Genomic DNA, 18,037 nt, shown 5'->3' with positions numbered 1-18,037 from the left:
ATTATGAAAAGGGTCGCAGATTATGCGGCCCTTTTGCTACATCTGAATTGGTCCGAATCGGACTCAGTTTCAAAATGACCCTTATTATGTTATGAAAACTCATACGCATAACAACAACCAAAGCATCATTTGGCTGGCATAAAGGGGATATCCATATGAAACTATTCGGTATTTTCATGATAACCGCCGCAGGATTTACGGCAACCGCAGCGACAGCCGAAACAGGCATGGGCTTTAACGGTGGCTTTGGTTTGTACAAGAACACCGACAGTCATAACCACCTAAATGACCTTTACGGACAGATGTTCTGGAACTTTGGCGGACCCTTTGGGGCTCAGTTTGACCTGACGACCCATGAGTATGACTTTGACAGTCAACGGCGCCTAAGCCTTGGGGCGCATTTGTCGTATGAGGTCTCAGCCGAGGTGTCAGTCGGAGCCTATTATGGGCAGCAGGACTGGTTTGGGAATGACTATCAGTATTATGGTGCAGAACTTGCCTATGAGGACAACCGCTTTAAGGCAGACGGCCACATTGGCAAATTCGAACCCGTGGGTGGTGGTTTTGATTATACCTTATGGGGCTTTGACGGCATTTTCCTGATTGGTGATTATGGCGGTGTCAGCTCTGTCTCAAGCGATGGATCTGCTGCCAGCTCTTCGGGACCAAGTGGGTCGTTTGGACCAAGTTCATCCTTTGGCGGGCGCTATTATATCATCGGCGGAGTGCACGGGATCATCGATCCGATTCACGAAACCCTGTTTTATATTGGCGGATCAGCGGAATTGAACAACGGATTATACGCGGATCTGACGGCCGCCACGGTCAATGGGCAGGAACAAATAGGATTTCAACTGCGCAAAGAGTTGGGTGGCGGCGTACCTTATCATCGCCGCGGATGGACTGCGGCATTCCATGCCTGGTAAGCATTTGACAAGGCAGGCCTTTTGGCCTGCCCTGCTGACCAACACTCGTCGGATCTACAGCTGATAAATCTGGCCAAATTTCGCTTCAAGGTAGCCAAGAAATGGCTTTGGAGACGGGGCCATGCCACTTGCAAATTCGATTGTCTCGCGAGGGGACCGCAAACCGCCATGGGTTTGCAGGTTTGCTTTGAGCCAGTTGGTTGCACCGACAGTATTGCCCACCGACAGTTCCGCATCAAGATTTAGGCAATCTTGGCGCAGCGCGTCATACAGGCAGCCCGCATAGACATTGCCAAGCGCATAAGTCGGAAAATAGCCAAACAGGCCCACAGACCAGTGGACATCTTGCAAAACGCCATTGCTGGGCTTGTCTACGGCATAGCCAAAGTCTGCCTCAAAACGGTCATTCCAGGCGGCTTCGAGATCTTTGACACTCAGATCCCCCCGCATCAGAGCCCGCTCTAGGTCAAACCGCAGCATGACGTGCAGATTGTACTGCACCTCATCTGCTTCTGTGCGGATATAGCCTTTGTTGACGCGGTTCACGGTGCCAAAAAACGTCGTTGCGTCCGGCACATCAAACTCGTCAAAGCTGGATTTCATTTGCTCAAATAACCAGCCGGTAAAGGCTTGTGAACGGCCAATTTGGTTTTCATAAATCCGGCTTTGGCTTTCATGCACGCCCATTGAAACGCCTTGCCCCAAGGGGGTGAGCAAGTAAGCATTGTCGATGTTTTGCTCGTAGCACGCATGTCCTACTTCGTGAATTGTTGAATAAAAACAATTAAATGGGTCATCTTCGCTGACGCGTGTGGTGATGCGTACATCTTGGCCGGACCCCGAACTAAACGGATGCACCGCCTTGTCGATCCGCCCGTGTTTGCCATCGTAGCCAAAGGCATCAGCCAGTTTTTGCGACAGGGCCAATTGCAGTTTTTCCGGGTAATGGCCAAACAGGGCACGTGGCGATGGGGCCTCTAGGGCCGCAGATCGCAGGTTAACCAGACGCGGGCGCATTTCATCGAACATGGCGGCCAATTCTGCGGCAGTCATATCCGGTTCATAGTCGTCAATCATCGCGTCATAAACATCGCCGTTGCTGGCAAGAGCCTGACCTTCTTCGCGTTTCAGGCGCACGACATTTTCCAGAACAGGCACAAAAGCCCCGGTGTCTTTGTCGGATCTGGCTTGCGCCCATTGGCCCTGCGCCTGACTGGTGACCTTGGCGATTTCCGCCGCCAGATCAGCCGGCACCTTTTGCGTGCGCGCAAATGATTTGCGAATGTGACGCATTTGGGCCTGACCGACCAGATCCAAGGTGCTGTCCTCAATTTTAGCAAGCCAATCTGCTACCTGGGGTGCAATACGACGGGCGTGCAGCACATTTTCCATGGCGGCCATCTCTTCGCCACGCTGTTGCGCTGCCCCAACGGGCATGACCGTTTCTTGATCCCACCCAAGCCGTCCGGCCACTTGGGACAAAGCTTCGGTCTGGCTTTGAAAGGCCATCAAGTCTTTGAATGCATTCATTATTTAGTTTCCCGGATCGAAGTGGATAAAGGGTAATGCGCCAGAAAACGTGCGCGCAGCATCAAAACCCAAACAAGCACTGCGACGATCTGATGGGTGATCGCCAACTGCCAGGGCGCGATATAAAGCACAGTCATGACACCAAGAACGACCTGCAAGAGCAAAGCCGCCATCAAAGCGTTGAACGCAAAGCGGGTTTTGCCATGTGCAGAGGCACGGCCACGCCGCCAGACGACAATTGCAAAGATGAGCAGCAGATAGGCCCAAATCCGATGCATGAACTGTACAAGGCCCGCGTTTTCAAAGAAATTGGTCCACAAGGGCGTCAGTTCCAATGCGCCCTGCGGCACAAAGCTGCCCGCCATCAAAGGCCAATCGGTAAAACTGCGCCCAGCATCAATGCCCGCCACCAACGCCCCAAGCAGGATTTGGATAAAGGTCGCGTGCAAAAGGCCGGTGGAAAGCGAGAAAAGTTTGGCTTCTTTGCCACGTCTCGCCTGCATGAGGTCGCGTTCAGGTCGACCCAAAAGAAAGATATACCAGGCAATAAAGCCCAAGATAACAAAGGCTAAGCCCAGATGAGTGGCCAGTCGATAAGAGGCAACATCCAGACGATCCCCAGACAGGCCAGAGGACACCATCCACCAGCCGATGGCCCCCTGCAAACCGCCAAGTGCCCCGATCAGGAACAAGCGCCCCGCCCATCCTGTTGGGATCTTGCGACTGACCGCAAAACCCAGAAAACCCAAGGCCCAGACAAGGCCAATCATCCGGCCAAGTTGGCGGTGGCCCCATTCCCACCAATAGATAAACTTGAATTCTTCAAGGCTCATGCCTTTGTTTTGCAACTGATATTCCGGGATCTCTTGATATTTCTCGAATTCAGATTGCCATTCCGGCGCAGACATTGGCGGCATCGCCCCGGTGACCGGTTTCCATTCTGTGATCGACAAACCGCTATCGGTCAGACGGGTTAACCCGCCAACCACAATCATCGCCATGACCATCGCAAACAAGATTACCAACCAAACACGAATGGCTTTGCGCGCACCTTTTGGAGCCTTGTCGATCGCCCCTGTGACCGGCTTTTCAGGTGCCTTTTTCTCGGCGACCTCTTCAAAAATGCTGCGCTTTTGGCTCATGATATTTTCCTTGCCGTTTGCGCGCAGATTAGGCTGCGGCATGGGTGGCTTCAAGGCGGGAACGGTGGGTTTATCTTAGCTTAATTGTACAATTTGTACGTTTGGCGGCCTGAAACGTACGATTCACTCGGCGCGGTTTTTCCAGCGCACCATTTGCCGCATCATTCCGTGCAATGTCTGAATATCTGCGCGCGTTAACGGCATGCGCGACCACATATTGCGCAGGTTCAATTTCATGCTGTCAGCCTTGTGATCAGGAAAGAAAAACCTGGCCTCATCCAGACGCTCTTCGTAATGATGCGCCAAAGCCTCCACCTCGGATTGCGTGGCCCAGTTGGTTTTGGCCATTTCGACCCGTTCGGGGGCCACATCCACGGAGCCACGCATCCATTCATAAGAGGTCAGCAAAACACATTGTGCCAGGTTCAGCGACGCGTATTCGGGATTGACCGGCACGTTGATGATGGCATTGGCATGGGCGATGTCTTCGTTTTCCAGCCCCGATCGTTCTGGGCCAAACATCACCGCGACTTTTTCACCAGCTGCAATTTTTTCTCGGGCGATCTTCATCGCGTGTTCCGGGGTCATGACCGGTTTGGTCAAATCGCGGGCCCGCGCGGTGGTGGCAAATACATAGGTGCAGTCGGCCAAGGACTCGGCCACCGAGGTGCAAATTTGTGCTTCGTCAAGCAGTCGCCCTGCCCCTGAGCTCATGGCGACCGCTTTCTGATTGGGCCAACCGTCGCGGGGATTAACGATGCGCATACGATCCAGCCCGAAATTCCACATCGCCCGGGCGGCACCTCCGATGTTTTCACCCATTTGGGGGCGAACCAAAACAATCGCTGGCTGGGGTGTTCCGACGGGCATGTTATTCTCCTATAGATCGCCTGCTCTTACCCAAGCGCCCCTTGCAAAACAAGCGCTGACGGTTTCTGCTGGACGAAAATGGACCCTTGGGCGCTAAGGAGCACTTACTATGGCTTATGACGAAGGACATGTGGCGTTGTTGCGCGACGATCTGATCGAAGAACAGCCGCTGGTGGAAAAGAAAATGTTCGGCGGGCTTTGTTTCATGTTGAACGGTCATATGCTGTGTGGTGTGCATAAGGGCGGCGGCATGTTCCGGGTCGGCAAAGACTTGGAACAAGACGCGCTGCGCATCGAAGGCGCGCGTGAAATGGATTTTACCAAGCGACGCATGCCGGGGTTTGTCGAAGTGAGCGAAGCGCTGATGGAAGACGACATCCGCCGGCAAAAAATGCTTGATTTGGCAAAAGCTTATATCCAAACCCTTGCACCAAAGTAGCCAAGCCGATCAAAGCAGGTTATAGCAGCCGCAAAGACGACGACTGGAAAACACCATGGCCGACACCGAGCACCCACAAATCTATTTGATCACACCACCAGAAATCGAACTGAGCCGATTTCCAAGCGAATTGGCGAAAGTTCTGGACAGCACGGACATCGCCTGTGTGCGTTTGGCCCTAGCGACCAAAGACGAAGACCGTCTGAGCCGCGCCGCTGACGCGGTGCGCGAGGTATGCCATCCGCGCGACATCGCGCTGGTGATCAACGAGCATGTTTTGCTGGCAGAGCGGCTGGGGCTGGATGGGGTGCATTTGACCGATGGCGCCCGGTCGGTGCGCAAGGTGCGTAAAGACTTGGGTGATGATGCCATTGTGGGCAGTTTTTGTGCGGCGTCGCGGCATGACGGGCTGACGGCGGGTGAAAGTGGCGCCGATTACGTTAGTTTTGGCCCGGTTGTGGCCACGCCGTTGGGCGACGGAACCGTAGCAGATCACGAACTGTTTGACTGGTGGTCTCAGGTTGTTGAACTGCCGGTTGTAGCAGAAGGCGCATTGGATGTGGATATCGTGCGCAAATTGGCCCCGGTTACCGATTTCTTTGGCATTGGCGAGGAAGTCTGGCGCTGCGACGATCCTGCTGCCAAGCTTCAAGAGTTCATTCAATCTATTAAGTAACACCAATAAGGTGTTGAATTGTAATCTTATTTTACCTCACATGAAGACGCGCTCAAAAAACCAATAGGTACCGACGGCAGATATCGCAATCGACAACGGGTTGGCGATACGGCTGCGGTACCAGGGTTTTCGGCCAAAACCGACTCCAAGCAGCAAAAACGCGAAGGCAATGACGGTCAACTGGCCCAGCTCGACCCCAACATTAAAGCCAATCAACGCTGGAATGAATTGGCCTGCCGGAAGGCCAAAGTCGCCCAGAACCGAGGCAAAGCCCAGCCCGTGCAACAGGCCAAAGCCAAAGACCACCATCGGGCGCCAGCGGCTAAGTCCTTTGGAGAACACATTTTCCAGGCCAACATAGGCAATAGAGGCCGCAATCAACGGCTCGACAATACTGCCGGGGATGGCGACCAGACCCAAGGCACCCAGCGCCAGGGTCACCGTATGGGCCAAGGTGAAGGCTGACACCTGCCACAGCAACGGCCCCATGCGCAAAGATAGGAAAAACAGGCCAAGCACAAAAAGGATATGATCCAGCCCCTTGGGTAAAATATGGTCAAACCCCACTGGCACATAGGACAGGAATGCCGCCCCCGCAGATTGCGCGCCACCGCCCTTTATTGTGATCGCGAGCGTTGTTTCTCCGCCATTTAAGAAGCCGGTAAAGGGATCTTGGACCCCTTGTTGGCGGATCACAATTGGACCGTAACCCTTTGCCCAACTAACAGAAAATGCGTTTGCATCCTGCGGTAGCGAACCGGTGATTTGCAAAGTGCTTTGCCGGGCGATGTCAGCGATACTGTCCGCCGGGGTTGCCATACCGGTGATCATCAAAGGTATCAGAACATCGCTAGACTGTACCGAAAAACCAGCGAAAAACCGGCTGGCATTATCAGTAAACATCTGAGAGATCTCTGAACCCGGCAATGCCTGTAATTGATCATAGCGCTGTGATTTGTTGGAAGCATCGGTGTCGGTGACAGCGTCCAAATCAAGCTCTGCTAAAAAGGCTTCGGCATTTAGGCGGATTGTGATGTGCAACTGATCTGACTTAACTTCGATATCAGCAATCGTTGGATCCAGCTCGTGGGCCAAGGCGGCTTGCAGGTAAAAGAAGATTGACATTAATGTTGCGAAAGCCAGCTTGTAAGGCAAATTAAAAAGAGAAAATGTCATGCGCCTGCTTTGTTTTTTGTTGTTGTCGTTAAGTGTCGCCAAATCGGCGCTTGCCCATGAGTTTTGGATTGATGCGCAGAAATATCAAGTGGAAACCAATGAAGCGGTGATAGCGGATCTGCGAAATGGGCAGAATTTCCAAGGTGGTGCTTTGTCTTGGTTTGACCGGCGGATTGCAACGTCGCTGGCTTTGATGGGGGATCAGCGCCACGTGATGACCGGGCGCGCCGGGGATTTGCCAGCGCTGTCTTATCAGCCTGAAGACACCGGCTTGCTGCGCCTGATGCATCAAACAACCATGGACACAATCACCTATCGTGAGGCAGAGAAATTTGAGGCTTTTATAAGCCATAAAGATCTGGATCCCGCCGCATTAGAAGCCCCGATCTATCCGCTGGTCGAAGGCTATACCCGTTTTGTGAAATCTTTAGTCGCAGTTGGCGACGGGCACGGCAGTGATGCCTTTGGTGGGCTTGAGTTTGAATTTGTCGCGCTGGCAAACCCCTATAGCGATGCGTTGCCAGAGGGGCTGCCGGTGCAGCTCTGGTATCAAAGCGCACCGCATCCAAACGCACAAATTGAAGTGTTTTCAAAGAATTCGTCCGGCGAGGTTCTGGTAACGCAACTGCGCACCAACGCAAAGGGGCTGGTGAATATACCCTTGCAATCCGGGTATCAATATTTGTTGGATTCCGTGATTTTGCGCCGGCCAACAGAGGCGCTTCAAGTCGAAAAAGACATCGCTTGGGAGAGCCTGTGGGCAGCGCTCACATTTGCGCGCCCCTAGCACGGCTTTCCCTTGCCTTGGGCGCACTTTGACGCCACAAGCAACCTATGAACAAAACGATTGATATTCTTTGTATTGGCTCGGTGCTTTGGGACGTGATTGGTCGCGCGCCAGTGCATATGCGGCAAGGTTCTGATGTTGCTGGGCGCATCACGCGCATTCCGGGCGGCGTCGCGATGAATATAGCAATGACGTTGTCGCGGTTTGGCTTGCAATCTTCTTTGCTGACGGCGGTTGGTCGTGACGCCGAAGGCGATGAATTGATCAAAGCCTGCGACGAGTTGGGCATGGATACGACCTTTGTGTACCGCTCGGAAGACCTGCCAACAGATCGGTATATGGCAGTCGAGGGGGCCAATGGGCTGATTGCGGCCATTGCGGATGCGCATTCGCTGGAAGCCGCTGGGGACAAAATTCTGCGGCCCCTGTCTGATGGTCAGCTCGGCGATATGAAAAAGCCATACCAAGGCTTCATCGCGCTGGATGGCAATCTGACCCAACGATTGTTGGAAAATATCGCCGTCAGCCCGTTTTTTGCTGGCGCAGATTTGCGGGTGGCCCCGGCAAGTCCCGGCAAGGCGGAACGGCTGTTGCCGTTTTTGACCCATGAGCGCGCGGTGCTTTATGTGAACCTGGAAGAAGCAGGATTGCTGTGCCAAAAAGAATTCAGCTCGTCAAAGGACGCAGCCCAGGGCCTGCTGGATCGCGGTGCCCGTCGCGCGCTTGTGACTGATGGTGGCAAAAGCGCCAGCGACGCCACGCCCGAAGGCATCTTAACCCAAACGCCCCCCGCAGTGATGGTCACCCGAGTGACCGGCGCTGGTGACACCTTTATGGCCGCCCATATTGCTGCGGAAAAAGCCGGCTCAGACCGTGCGGAAAGCCTGCATCTCGCGCTGCAAGCTGCCGCAAGTTACGTGTCCGGAGGAAGCCCAAAATGACACTATATACTCTGTCTCCTGAAGTGGCCGCGGCCAAGTCCGCTGGCACCGCCATTGTGGCGCTGGAAAGCACCATAATCACCCACGGCATGCCCTATCCGCAAAACATCGAAGTGGCGCGTGAGGTCGAAGCGAAGGTGCGCGAAAACGGGGCAACCCCAGCGACCATCGCGGTCTTAAACGGCAGGTTGCACATCGGTTTGACCGATGCGCAGCTAGAGGATTTGGCGACCGCCAAAGACGTGATGAAAGTGTCGCGTGCAGATTTGCCCGTTTGCATGGCCACCGGACGCATGGGGGCCACAACCGTGGCGGCCACCATGATTGCCGCGCATTTGGCGGGCATTTCGGTTTTTGCCACAGGCGGCATTGGCGGTGTGCACAAAGGGGCAGAACTAAACTTTGATGTCTCGGCTGATCTGTTGGAACTTGCAGCCACGCCGGTGACAGTTGTGGCGGCCGGCGCAAAGGCCATTCTTGATATTCCCAAAACTCTGGAAGTGCTGGAAACCCATGGCGTGCCGGTCATTGCCTTTGGGCAAGACAGCTTTCCCGCCTTTTGGTCGGCGCAGTCTGATCTTGCAGCCCCGTTGCGGTTGGACAGCGCCAAGCACATCGCAGCCAGCCATGTTATGCGCCAGGACATGGGCTTGCCCGGCGGGCAGTTGATCGCCAACCCAATCCCGGAAAATGCCGAAATCCCCGCCCAAGAACTTGCGCCAATCATTGCCCAGGCCACCGCAGAGGCCGCAGCTCAGGGGATTAGCGGCAAGGCTGTCACCCCGTTTTTGTTGGGACGTATTTTTGAGCTGACAGGCGGAAAATCGTTACAAGCCAACATCGCCTTGGTGCTGAACAACGCCACATTGGCCGCAAAAATCGCCACAAATATCGCCGCACAGCCCTAATCAGGCCCCGCCAAGGCCGCATGAGTTGAAGCCTGCCCCAAAACAGCTTATCTAACTCGCAACATGGAAGCGTCATGACCACACCGTTTGATGAAACAAAACCGCCCGCAGGACCCGGCTTGCTTGCCCGGCTACGCACGTCATTTTTGACGGGCCTGGTGGTGATCGCGCCGGTTGCCTTCACGATTTGGCTGATCTGGTCGTTTATTGGCTGGGTGGATGGCTTTGTGTTGCCTTTTGTGCCCGACGCCTATCAGCCAGACAATATCGTGCGCTATGTCATTGGACAGGACCGCTATAATGCTTGGATTGGCGAAGAAGTCTCGATCAATATTCGCGGCGTTGGCGTGGTATTCTTTCTGCTTTTCACCGTCTTCATGGGCTGGATAGCCAAAGGGCTGATCGGCAAATCGATGATCCGTTATGCGGAAACGCTGGTGGCGCGTATGCCAGTTGTGCGGTCGATCTATTCCGGGGTGAAACAGATCGCTGAAACGGTGTTTGCCCAGACCGATCGCAGCTTTGAAAAAGCCTGCCTGGTGCAATACCCGCGCAAAGGTATCTGGGCGGTTGGCTTTGTGTCCACCACAGCCAAAGGCGAAGTGAACGCACGCGCAGAACATGACGATCAGCTGCTGTCGGTCTTTGTGCCAACCACCCCCAACCCAACATCGGGATTTTTGCTGTTCTTTCCAGAAAGCGATGTGATCGAACTGGATATGTCGGTGGAAGATGCGGCGAAATTGGTGATCTCAGCCGGGCTGGTCTATCCCAATGCCAAAGATCCAAAGCAGCCGGCCATCTCACCGACACAACACCCGGTTTCAGAGACCAAAGCGGACACTGTGACCAACGTAGCGACCGGGTCTGATGCCGAGACTGCGAAATCCAGCAAGCCCGCGCAGGCGGCTGAATAGCAGCGCTGGATGCCGTGTCATCTGGGTTGTGATCCGTGGTGTGATCCGTAAAGCGCGGCCAGATCAACGGTGCTTTTTTGGCCCAGATCTGCTTTATGTTTGGCCAAAAAGTCACGTGCAGCACGTTGACCCGCGGATTTCAAAGCGGCCAGAATTTGCGGCACCGGCACCATTTTTGTCACAGCATTCAGCTCGTTCATCAACGCATCATCGGCCACCATATGCACTTTGACATCCTTCATGCTGCCCGGCGCAACAGCGCCGTCTTTTAACATGCGCTGCACAAAGGCGATGGCGCGCAATTCCCCCATCAGTGACGCATTGAAACTGATTTCATTCATGCGCGATTGAATTTGTTGCGGCGTGCGCGGCAGCTCCTGGCGCTCCAGCGGATTGATGTTCACAATCAGCAAATCCTCTGGCAGATCTTTGTCATACAAGGGCCATAAGGCGGGATTGCTGGTAAAGCCGCCATCCCAATAGGCATCCGTTTGACCGGTGCGCGTATCTTTGATTTCTACCGCTTGAAACAGGGTGGGCAGACAGGCAGAGGCCAAGATAACATCAGTGTTGATGTCTGCACCTTGAAACACCCGCGCCTTGCCAGTGCGTACATTGGTGGCACAGACAAACAGTTTCGGGCCCTGTGCGGCGCAGACGCTATCATAGTGAAATTCATCGGCAATCGGCTTAAGTGGATGGCTGAAAAACGGCCCATAGGCATAAGGCGACATCAGCCGGCTGGCCCAATCCGCCATCATGAACGGCATGGAATGTTCCAAAGCCCGCGCCAGGAACGCTGGCCCAAAAGCCCCCATCCAATCGGCAAACCCCGGGGCCTTGGTGGCCCCCATTTTGGTCCAAAGCCAATCCAGATTTTCCCGCGCAGCCTCGGCCCCGCCCTGCAAAAACCCAGCTTTCAGCGCCGCACCATTTAGCGCCCCAGCCGAGGTGCCCGATATGGCCGCAATCTCGATGTCAGGATCCTGCAACAAGACATCCAACACACCCCAGGTAAACGCCCCATGCGCCCCCCCACCCTGTAAAGCCAAATTAAGACGGATCACAACCAACCTCTTTGTTCTTGATAAAAATACCCTGGGGGTCTGGGGGCGAAGCCCCCAGCCAGAATTGGCTGTAAACCGAAGGCACCGCTAAAGCGCTGTCCAGCCGCCATCAACGCTGATGGTTGTCCCGGTGATCTGTGCGGCCGCATCCGAGCACAAGAACACCGCGGTGCCCCCCATCTGCTCCACCGTCGCAAATTCCTTTGACGGTTGTCGCTTGAGCATGACATTCTTCACCACCTCTTCGCGGCTCATGTCATATTCTTTCATCGTGTCCGGGATCTGGGCTTCCACCAGTGGTGTCAAAACATAGCCCGGGCAAATGGCGTTACATGTGATCGGCTCCTGCGCGGTCTCTAGCGCAACGGTCTTGGTCATGCCAACCACCCCATGTTTGGCGGCAATATAGGCCGCCTTATAGGGCGACGCGGTCAAACCGTGTGCCGAGGCAATATTGACCACCCGGCCCCAGCCCCTTGCGCGCATTATTGGCAAAGCAGCTGCCATCGTGTGGAACGCAGAATTCATATTGATCGCGATAATGGCGTCCCATTTGTCCACCGGAAATTCATCAATCGGCGCGACATGCTGAATGCCTGCGTTGTTGACCAGAATATCACAGACGCCAGCATCGCTGATCAACCGGCGGCAGGCGGCCCCATCAGACATATCCGCTTGAATATAGCGTGCTTGCACAGAAAATTCCGCAGCAATTGCAGCGGCCAAAGCGTGATCTTCCTCGCGATCTGTGAATGAATTCAACACCACATCCGCGCCAGCGCGCGCAAATTCCCGGGCGATTCCCAAACCGATTCCTGAATTTGACCCAGTGATAACCGCTGTTTTGCCTTTTAAGCTCATGCGCCAATGCTCCTCATTTTCTTTGCAGGTGCAACATATCATGCTGCGCTAGCAAAATAAGGGGAATTCGACATCCAATCGATCAGGGGATTAGATCGGGGCTAAGAAACCAAGCCAAAAAAAACGCCCGCACGAAGCGGGCGTAAAGTTATTGAGGCAGGTTTCATACAGGCAAGAAACCTATCGAGCAGTGACATCTTTATAAGCAATGTCGCGCCGAGAGTCCAAGCTAAAAGTTTGAAATGGCTGGAATCCCTCTATACGCTGAACGCAATGAAATAAGGTCAAAGAGGGATTGTTCTTCGAATGCGATCAGTAAGTTTCCAGGGATTTTTGCAAAACGGAGCCGCCATGGCTCTTATTTTCTTGGGTACGGCAGCTTTTGCCGACCCAAAGCACGGCATCGCCATGTATGGGGAACCTGCCCTGCCAGCCGATTTTGTCTCTTTGCCCTATGCAAACCCTGATGCCCCCAAGGGTGGGCGATTCGTCACCGGCAACAACGGCGGTTATGATTCGCTAAATCCCTATATCCGCACCGGATCCGTGCCCTGGCAATTGCGCTTTTTTGCCTCTGAGTCGCTGATGGGTCGCAGTCGCGGCGAACCCTTTGGCCTGTATGGGCTTTTGGCAGAAACCATCGAAACCGGCCCGAATCGTGAATGGGTTGAATTCACCCTGCGCCCAGAGGCCAAGTTCTGGGATGGCAGCCCGGTCACCGTAGAAGATGTTATCTGGTCTTATGAAACCCTCGGCACTGTGGGTCACCCAAGATATCTGGGGTTCTGGAAAAAAGTCGAAAAGATAGAGCAGACCGGCCCGCATTCTGTGCGTCTGACGTTTAACACCGAAGATCGCGAACTGGCGCTTTTGGCTGGGTTGCGACCGATTTTGAAAAAAGCGCAATGGGATGGCAAAGACATCAATGACAGCACATTACAAGATGTGCCAATCACAAGCGCGCCCTATATGATCAGCGATTTCGAGCCAAACCGGTCTGTCACTTTGACCCGTAACCCTGACTATTGGGGCAAAGATCTGGCCTTTCGGCGTGGCACCCATAACTTTGACGAGATTCAGATAGAATTCTTTGGCGATGGCGCGGTGCTGTTTGAGGCCTTTAAGGCGGGTGAAATCAGCTATATGCGCGAGTTTAATGCCGAAAAATGGGCTAGCAATTATGATTTTCCGCGGCGTCTTTCTGGTGATGTGATCAAAGCCGAGATCCCGCATCAGAAACCTTCGGGCATCACCGGGCTGGTGATGAATGCGCGGCGTGCGCCGCTGGATGACATTCGCGTGCGCGATGCTTTGATTCATGCGTTCAATTTCGAGGCCATCAACGACACAATGACCGGCGGCCGCCAACCCCGCATCAGTTCTTATTTCAGCAATTCCGTGCTTGGCATGTCTGACGGCCCAGCCCAGGGCCGGGTGGCCGAATATTTGGCACCCTATGCAGATATCCTGCCGCCAGATGCGATTTCTGGCTATACGCTGCCGGTGTCAGATGGCACCGCGCGCAACCGCAAGAACATCCGCAAAGCCACCGATCTGTTTGCCCAGGCCGGCTATAGCATCAAAGATGGCTTGATGTCGGGGGCCGATGGCACACCGCTTAGGCTAGAGGTGGTTTTGCGCCAGGGCGATACTGAAACCGCCACTGTCGTTGACCTCTACCAAGAAGCTCTGAAACGCTTGGGGATCACGCTTGACGTGTCGGTGGTGGACGGCTCGCAATACACCGCACGCACCAATGCCTTTGACTTTGATATCAGCTACTACCGCCGCGCCATTTCGCTGAGCCCGGGCAATGAGCAAAACCTGTATTGGGGATCAGGGGCAGCAGACCAGGAAGGCTCGCGCAACTGGATGGGCGTGAAGTCAGCGGCCATTGACGGGCTGATTAATGAAATGCTGACCGCCAAAGACCAAAGCGATTTTGTCGCGGCCACCAAGGCGCTTGACCGCACGCTGACCGCGGGCCGGCATGTGATCCCGTTCTGGAACTTTGCCGTCGGGCGCATTGCCCATGTGAAAGAAATCAAATATCCAGACACCTTGCCGATTTATGGCGACGGTGTGGATTGGATGCCGCACAGCTGGTGGTATGAGGAAGACTAACATGAAGACAGCGATGATCATTTCGCTCTGCGTGATTCTGGCAGGCTGCGCCACGGTTGAAGGCGTGGGTGAGGACATTTCCGGCGGCGCGCGGCGCGTCTCTACATGGTTCTAGCTTCAGCTTTCTAAAAATACTCTGGGGGAGGCGTCGAAATGCAATTTCGACGTTGGGGGCAAAGCCCCCGCCCCCTTTCAAAACTGTCCTAACGTTTCGTGAGACGCAGCCAAATCCCGTCTTTGCTGCGCACGGTCAGATGCGCGACGGGCACCGGATCTTTGCCGACCACCCGCTCCACACGATAGTGTTTTAGCAGCATCGACAAGATCAACACGCCTTCGACCATGGCAAAGCCCGCCCCGGTGCAGACCCGCGGCCCAGATGAAAACGGCATAAAGGCGTCGCGCATACAGGCTTTGCCGTTTTCGCTGTCCCAGCGGGTTGGATCAAAGCCATCCGGATTGTCCCACAGACGTTCATGGCGATGCAGGTGCCAAGGTGACAACACCATCTGCGCGCCCTTTTTGATGCTGCGATCCCGAAAGGCTTCATCCTGGCTGGCCTCGCGCACCATCATCGGCACCGGCGGGTAAAGTCGCAGCGCCTCGCGGAACACATCGCGGCTGATCTTAAGCTGGCGCACCACGGAAAAATCGCAAGTTTCCAACGTCTGGGCTTCGTCGGCCACCTGATCTTGCCACTCTGGATAAAGCGCCATCAGATAGAGCGTCCAGGCCAAAGCCGAGGCGCTGGTTTCATGCCCGGCCAAAAAGAAGATCGCGACCTGATCGACCATTTCCTCGGCGCTAAATTTCTCGCCAGTTTCAGGGTCTGCTGTGGTCATGATTTTGGTGGCAAGATCATCTGGCGCGGTGCCGTTCTTGATCTCTTGCATCCGACTGTGGGTCAATTGAGTGATCAACCCGCGAATGGCGCGGGCGGTTTGCTTGGTGCGGCGGCCAAAAAACCGCGGCACCCAGTTTGGCACTGGCACAAAGGCGGCAAGATTTAGGATCGGCTGGCTGCGTTGATAGTCGCGGAATTGGTCAAAGACTTGGCTGGCAATCTCATGTTCGATCGGGATGGAAAACAAGGTGCGAAAGATCACGTCGGCAGCCACATGGCTGGTCTCTGCTTCGATTTCCAACTCTGTGCCAGTGCGTGTTTCCAAACGCGCCACAGCCGCCTCTGCGGCGGCCCACATCGCAGGAAATGCCTCGCGTAAGCGCCCGCCCTCAAAGGCTGGATCGATGATACGTCTTTGACGTTTCCATACCGCACCGTTGGTCAGAAAGACCGAATTGCCCAGCAAGGGCCGCAGCCCCTCGGAGATGCGACCCGATTTGGGGAAGTCATCCGGCCGTTCTTTGAGGATGGTTTTGACCAGATCGGGCTGGTTTAGCAGGTATGAGCGGAAGAAAGGCGTGCGAAATTCCGCCATCCAAGCGCGGTAAAGCCGCGCAGGTTGGGCCGATAGCAGATCTTGTTTGAACAACCGGGCATAGTGCAACAGCGAAACCTTGCTGGGGCGCGAAGGTGGTTTGGGCGGCAAGGGATGTTGGGTCACAGTGCTGTCGCCGTAAATTTATTGACCGGCGTTTCGATACGCGAGCCGGAAGCCGCCCTGCCCTCAAAGCGTTGACCAAGGGTCTGACCGCCTGCTGTGATCTTGAAATAGTCATAGTCGCCGGGCTGGTCAAAGGCACAGAGATATTGAAAATGCAGGCGAAAGAATTTCCAGCGCAGTTCTTTCCAGCGCGCGGGGCTGAGGGTTTGGGTGAAGGCGGCCGACAGCACCAACGGGCCTGTTTTGCCCTGTTCTGGGGCAACGCCACTGACGCTGACAGGATCACAGAGCGCAAAGGCGCAACCATCGCCCGGCGCTGTGACATCGATCCACGGCACCATGGTTTGCGCCGCCATAAAGCGCAGGTCGGCCCGAAGCCGCGCTGCTTTTGGCAGAAAGGACACCATGGGCACCACCTGCCCCAATGATAGAAATGACAGCTTGGGCCCATTGCTGGTGGCACCATCTTGGCGCAGCAAATCTGCCAGCACCGAAACCGCCAGATGCGCGCCAGAACTGTGGCCAACCACCAATACTTCGTCGAAGTCCTGTTTAAGGGCCGCGGTGATCTGTGCGGTGAATTCAGCCATGCGGCGCTCTAGTTCTGGGGGATTTGCACCCTTGGTCGAGGCCGCATAGGCATAGTCATGCATCAGGTAATAGGCGAAAAATTTGTTGTCTTTCTTTTTGAACCAATTCAGCAACCCCGGCACAATGGCCAATGCAGCAAAACCTGCCCACCAGGGCAAAAATAGTGTGATCAATTTGGCCAACCCATAGGCCGCCAAGAGCGACAACAACAGTTGCACCAGCAAAAACACCACAGGATAAAGCGCTGCAATCACCGGCCCCTTGCGCAGTTTCATCAGCCGCCACAGCGCGCCTGAGCCAATGTAGCACCATGCGGTGCGCAGCAACTGCGCATAGGTGGCCAGAATGCCAACATCCATGCTGTCACGTACGATATCAGCCCACACCAGCACTTCGATATCTGTGGTGGTTTCAATATTTTCGATATTGGCGGTCACGCGCCAGCCGTAGGTGCCGCTGGTTTTCTTGGGTTGAAGCGTCACTTCATAGTCAGAAATCGCGGCCTGCGCTGCGCTTTCTTTGCGATACAGCTCGCGGTAACGTCTGGGATGAATGGGATCATAACCAGGAATATAAAAAACCCGACGTCGGTGCACCGGTTTGGTCACAGTTTTGGGTGTCTGCTCGGTCAAATTTACCTCTTCTGCGTGTCTGTTGCACGGCAGTTTGAGGCTAGACTAACCGCTTATCCAAGAACCGCCAAGACCGGGAATGTTTCCAGCAGCCAATATGAAAACGCCGAGAAGCCGCCTGTGAGCATCAGCAGGCCGATTGTCCAGAGCAGAAGCCCCATAACACGTTCGATTTGCTGCATTTGGCGCTTCATCCAAGCCATTGTGCCGGTCAGACGTGGCAAAAAGGCAGCCACCAGAAGAAACGGAATGCCAAGGCCCAAAGCATAGACCGCCAGTAACAATGTGCCACGGCTGACAGAGGCTTCGCTGGCGGCCATCGACAAAATGGCACCAAGTTGTGGCCCAATGCAGGGGGTCCAGCCAAAGGCAAAGGCCAGGCCAAGCACATAGGCCCCAAAGGCGCTGCCGCCCCTGTCGCCCACATCAATGCGCGCTTCGCGATCCAGAAAACCGATGCGGTACACACCCACAAAATGCGCACCAAAGATCATCACCAGAATTCCGGCAAGCGTATTAAACCATTGTTGGTACTCTAGAAAAACCGTTCCGATGGCGCTGGCGGTAAACCCAAGGAACAAGAAGACCGTCGACAGTCCAAGCACAAAGAACGTTGCGGGCAGCAGGGCTTTGTTTCTGGCTTTGCCTTCTGATAATTCAGTGACTGAAATACCGCTCATATAAGCCAAATAAGGTGGCACAATGGGCAGAACACATGGGCTTAGGAAGGAGACTACTCCGGCCATAAGCGCCACGATCATTGCTGGCAACAAGGCCGCATCTATGATTTCGATTCCGAACATATGCTTCACATATGTCATAGACACAGCAAGGTCACGAGACATATCACCACACGGCTGATCACAACCCTGTGGACAGGCAGGG

18 protein-coding genes are annotated in these 18,037 nt (G+C 54.7%); 9 read left to right on the top strand and 9 right to left on the bottom strand.

Annotated elements, in window-relative coordinates:
- Positions 1 to 155: 155 nt before the first annotated feature.
- Entirely contained in the window at positions 156 to 926 is a 771-nt protein-coding gene (locus ABXG94_RS03740) for a hypothetical protein (RefSeq protein WP_353532397.1), read from the top strand.
- A 54-nt stretch (positions 927 to 980) separates the two neighbouring features.
- On the opposite strand, the gene ABXG94_RS03735 is transcribed toward ABXG94_RS03740, so the two are convergent.
- The 3 genes from ABXG94_RS03735 to ABXG94_RS03725 form a co-directional block, all read right to left on the bottom strand.
- The gene (locus tag ABXG94_RS03735) at positions 981 to 2,456 is read right to left on the bottom strand and encodes a carboxypeptidase M32 (RefSeq protein WP_353532396.1); all 1,476 of its coding nucleotides are present in this window, start codon (positions 2,454 to 2,456) and stop codon (positions 981 to 983) included.
- On the bottom strand, positions 2,456 to 3,598 hold the full coding sequence (gene ctaA / locus ABXG94_RS03730) for a heme A synthase (RefSeq protein WP_353532395.1): 1,143 nt from the start codon (positions 3,596 to 3,598) through the stop codon (positions 2,456 to 2,458). Before ctaA ends, ABXG94_RS03735 begins: the two co-directional genes overlap by 1 nt.
- Before the next feature lie 123 nt (positions 3,599 to 3,721).
- Positions 3,722 to 4,468: an RNA methyltransferase gene (locus ABXG94_RS03725; protein ID WP_353532393.1), complete on the bottom strand. Its 747-nt coding sequence runs from the start codon at positions 4,466 to 4,468 to the stop codon at positions 3,722 to 3,724.
- 109 nt (positions 4,469 to 4,577) lie between these two features.
- On the opposite strand from ABXG94_RS03725, the gene ABXG94_RS03720 reads away from it, so the two are divergent.
- Together ABXG94_RS03720 and ABXG94_RS03715 are read left to right on the top strand one after the other, a co-directional pair.
- On the top strand, positions 4,578 to 4,907 hold the full coding sequence (locus ABXG94_RS03720; protein ID WP_353532391.1) for a TfoX/Sxy family protein: 330 nt from the start codon (positions 4,578 to 4,580) through the stop codon (positions 4,905 to 4,907).
- Positions 4,908 to 4,962: 55 nt separating this feature from the next.
- Complete coding sequence (locus ABXG94_RS03715) at positions 4,963 to 5,583, top strand: thiamine phosphate synthase (protein ID WP_353532389.1); 621 nt, start codon at positions 4,963 to 4,965, stop codon at positions 5,581 to 5,583.
- Positions 5,584 to 5,619: 36 nt separating this feature from the next.
- Here the strand turns inward: ABXG94_RS03715 and ABXG94_RS03710 are convergent, their stop codons facing one another.
- On the bottom strand, positions 5,620 to 6,759 hold the full coding sequence (locus ABXG94_RS03710; RefSeq protein ID WP_353532387.1) for a HupE/UreJ family protein: 1,140 nt from the start codon (positions 6,757 to 6,759) through the stop codon (positions 5,620 to 5,622).
- Between ABXG94_RS03710 and ABXG94_RS03705 the strand changes: the two genes are divergently transcribed.
- The 4 genes from ABXG94_RS03705 to ABXG94_RS03690 all read left to right on the top strand — a co-directional run bounded on the left by ABXG94_RS03705 (position 6,758) and on the right by ABXG94_RS03690 (position 10,312).
- Positions 6,758 to 7,546: a DUF4198 domain-containing protein gene (locus ABXG94_RS03705; protein ID WP_353532385.1), complete on the top strand. Its 789-nt coding sequence runs from the start codon at positions 6,758 to 6,760 to the stop codon at positions 7,544 to 7,546. The genes ABXG94_RS03710 and ABXG94_RS03705 overlap by 2 nt on opposite strands.
- Positions 7,547 to 7,593: 47 nt before the next feature.
- The gene (locus ABXG94_RS03700) at positions 7,594 to 8,487 is read left to right on the top strand and encodes a PfkB family carbohydrate kinase (RefSeq protein WP_353532383.1); all 894 of its coding nucleotides are present in this window, start codon (positions 7,594 to 7,596) and stop codon (positions 8,485 to 8,487) included.
- Positions 8,484 to 9,395, top strand: a complete 912-nt coding sequence (locus ABXG94_RS03695; RefSeq protein ID WP_353532381.1) for a pseudouridine-5'-phosphate glycosidase — start codon at positions 8,484 to 8,486, stop codon at positions 9,393 to 9,395. Before ABXG94_RS03700 ends, ABXG94_RS03695 begins: the two co-directional genes overlap by 4 nt.
- A gap of 74 nt (positions 9,396 to 9,469) precedes the next feature.
- Positions 9,470 to 10,312, top strand: a complete 843-nt coding sequence (locus tag ABXG94_RS03690) for a DUF502 domain-containing protein (RefSeq protein ID WP_353532379.1) — start codon at positions 9,470 to 9,472, stop codon at positions 10,310 to 10,312.
- Between the two features lie 17 nt (positions 10,313 to 10,329).
- Here ABXG94_RS03690 and ABXG94_RS03685 read toward each other — a convergent pair whose 3' ends face one another.
- Both ABXG94_RS03685 and ABXG94_RS03680 read right to left on the bottom strand, forming a co-directional pair.
- A complete protein-coding gene (locus ABXG94_RS03685) occupies positions 10,330 to 11,379 on the bottom strand; it encodes a patatin-like phospholipase family protein (RefSeq protein ID WP_353532377.1) in 1,050 nt (349 codons plus the stop codon).
- Between the two features lie 87 nt (positions 11,380 to 11,466).
- Positions 11,467 to 12,240, bottom strand: a complete 774-nt coding sequence (locus ABXG94_RS03680) for a 3-hydroxybutyrate dehydrogenase (protein WP_353532375.1) — start codon at positions 12,238 to 12,240, stop codon at positions 11,467 to 11,469.
- 306 nt (positions 12,241 to 12,546) lie between these two features.
- On the opposite strand from ABXG94_RS03680, the gene ABXG94_RS03675 reads away from it, so the two are divergent.
- The gene (locus ABXG94_RS03675) at positions 12,547 to 14,364 is read left to right on the top strand and encodes an extracellular solute-binding protein (protein ID WP_502901678.1); all 1,818 of its coding nucleotides are present in this window, start codon (positions 12,547 to 12,549) and stop codon (positions 14,362 to 14,364) included.
- 1 nt (position 14,365) lies between these two features.
- Positions 14,366 to 14,479: an entericidin EcnA/B family protein gene (locus ABXG94_RS03670; RefSeq protein ID WP_353532371.1), complete on the top strand. Its 114-nt coding sequence runs from the start codon at positions 14,366 to 14,368 to the stop codon at positions 14,477 to 14,479.
- An 88-nt stretch (positions 14,480 to 14,567) separates the two neighbouring features.
- On the opposite strand, the gene ABXG94_RS03665 is transcribed toward ABXG94_RS03670, so the two are convergent.
- The 3 genes from ABXG94_RS03665 to ABXG94_RS03655 are packed head-to-tail and all read right to left on the bottom strand — an operon-like array spanning position 14,568 to position 17,955.
- Positions 14,568 to 15,929 (bottom strand): cytochrome P450, encoded by a 1,362-nt coding sequence (locus ABXG94_RS03665; RefSeq protein ID WP_353532370.1) that lies wholly within the window; start codon positions 15,927 to 15,929, stop codon positions 14,568 to 14,570.
- Positions 15,926 to 17,152, bottom strand: a complete 1,227-nt coding sequence (locus ABXG94_RS03660; RefSeq protein WP_353532368.1) for a hypothetical protein — start codon at positions 17,150 to 17,152, stop codon at positions 15,926 to 15,928. The genes ABXG94_RS03665 and ABXG94_RS03660 overlap by 4 nt, the downstream gene beginning before the upstream one ends.
- 53 nt (positions 17,153 to 17,205) lie before the next feature.
- Positions 17,206 to 17,955 carry a cytochrome c biogenesis CcdA family protein gene (locus tag ABXG94_RS03655; RefSeq protein WP_353533998.1) on the bottom strand — a complete coding sequence of 250 codons (750 nt, stop codon included), beginning with the start codon at positions 17,953 to 17,955 and terminating at the stop codon, positions 17,206 to 17,208.
- Positions 17,956 to 18,037: the final 82 nt, after the last annotated feature.

The sequence above is a fragment of the Cognatishimia sp. WU-CL00825 genome, from assembly GCF_040364665.1.
GTDB lineage: Bacteria > Pseudomonadota > Alphaproteobacteria > Rhodobacterales > Rhodobacteraceae > Cognatishimia.
Note: the sequence above shows the minus strand (reverse complement) of the source record. Positions and strands in the feature narration are given on the sequence as shown.

What these genes read in the sequence shown, in the direction of transcription:
- ABXG94_RS03715 (WP_353532389.1), top strand. Translation starts at nt 4,963, where the DNA reads ATGGCCGACACCGAGCACCCACAAATCTATTTGATCACACCACCAGAA.
- ABXG94_RS03705 (WP_353532385.1), top strand. Translation starts at nt 6,758, where the DNA reads ATGCGCCTGCTTTGTTTTTTGTTGTTGTCGTTAAGTGTCGCCAAATCG.
- ABXG94_RS03670 (WP_353532371.1), top strand. Translation starts at nt 14,366, where the DNA reads ATGAAGACAGCGATGATCATTTCGCTCTGCGTGATTCTGGCAGGCTGC.
- ABXG94_RS03725 (WP_353532393.1), bottom strand. Translation starts at nt 4,468, where the DNA reads ATGCCCGTCGGAACACCCCAGCCAGCGATTGTTTTGGTTCGCCCCCAA.
- ABXG94_RS03695 (WP_353532381.1), top strand. Translation starts at nt 8,484, where the DNA reads ATGACACTATATACTCTGTCTCCTGAAGTGGCCGCGGCCAAGTCCGCT.
- ABXG94_RS03700 (WP_353532383.1), top strand. Translation starts at nt 7,594, where the DNA reads ATGAACAAAACGATTGATATTCTTTGTATTGGCTCGGTGCTTTGGGAC.
- ABXG94_RS03675 (WP_502901678.1), top strand. Translation starts at nt 12,547, where the DNA reads ATGCGATCAGTAAGTTTCCAGGGATTTTTGCAAAACGGAGCCGCCATG.
- ABXG94_RS03690 (WP_353532379.1), top strand. Translation starts at nt 9,470, where the DNA reads ATGACCACACCGTTTGATGAAACAAAACCGCCCGCAGGACCCGGCTTG.
- ABXG94_RS03740 (WP_353532397.1), top strand. Translation starts at nt 156, where the DNA reads ATGAAACTATTCGGTATTTTCATGATAACCGCCGCAGGATTTACGGCA.
- ctaA (WP_353532395.1), bottom strand. Translation starts at nt 3,598, where the DNA reads ATGAGCCAAAAGCGCAGCATTTTTGAAGAGGTCGCCGAGAAAAAGGCA.
- ABXG94_RS03710 (WP_353532387.1), bottom strand. Translation starts at nt 6,759, where the DNA reads ATGACATTTTCTCTTTTTAATTTGCCTTACAAGCTGGCTTTCGCAACA.
- ABXG94_RS03735 (WP_353532396.1), bottom strand. Translation starts at nt 2,456, where the DNA reads ATGAATGCATTCAAAGACTTGATGGCCTTTCAAAGCCAGACCGAAGCT.
- ABXG94_RS03720 (WP_353532391.1), top strand. Translation starts at nt 4,578, where the DNA reads ATGGCTTATGACGAAGGACATGTGGCGTTGTTGCGCGACGATCTGATC.
- ABXG94_RS03680 (WP_353532375.1), bottom strand. Translation starts at nt 12,240, where the DNA reads ATGAGCTTAAAAGGCAAAACAGCGGTTATCACTGGGTCAAATTCAGGA.
- ABXG94_RS03655 (WP_353533998.1), bottom strand. Translation starts at nt 17,955, where the DNA reads ATGTTCGGAATCGAAATCATAGATGCGGCCTTGTTGCCAGCAATGATC.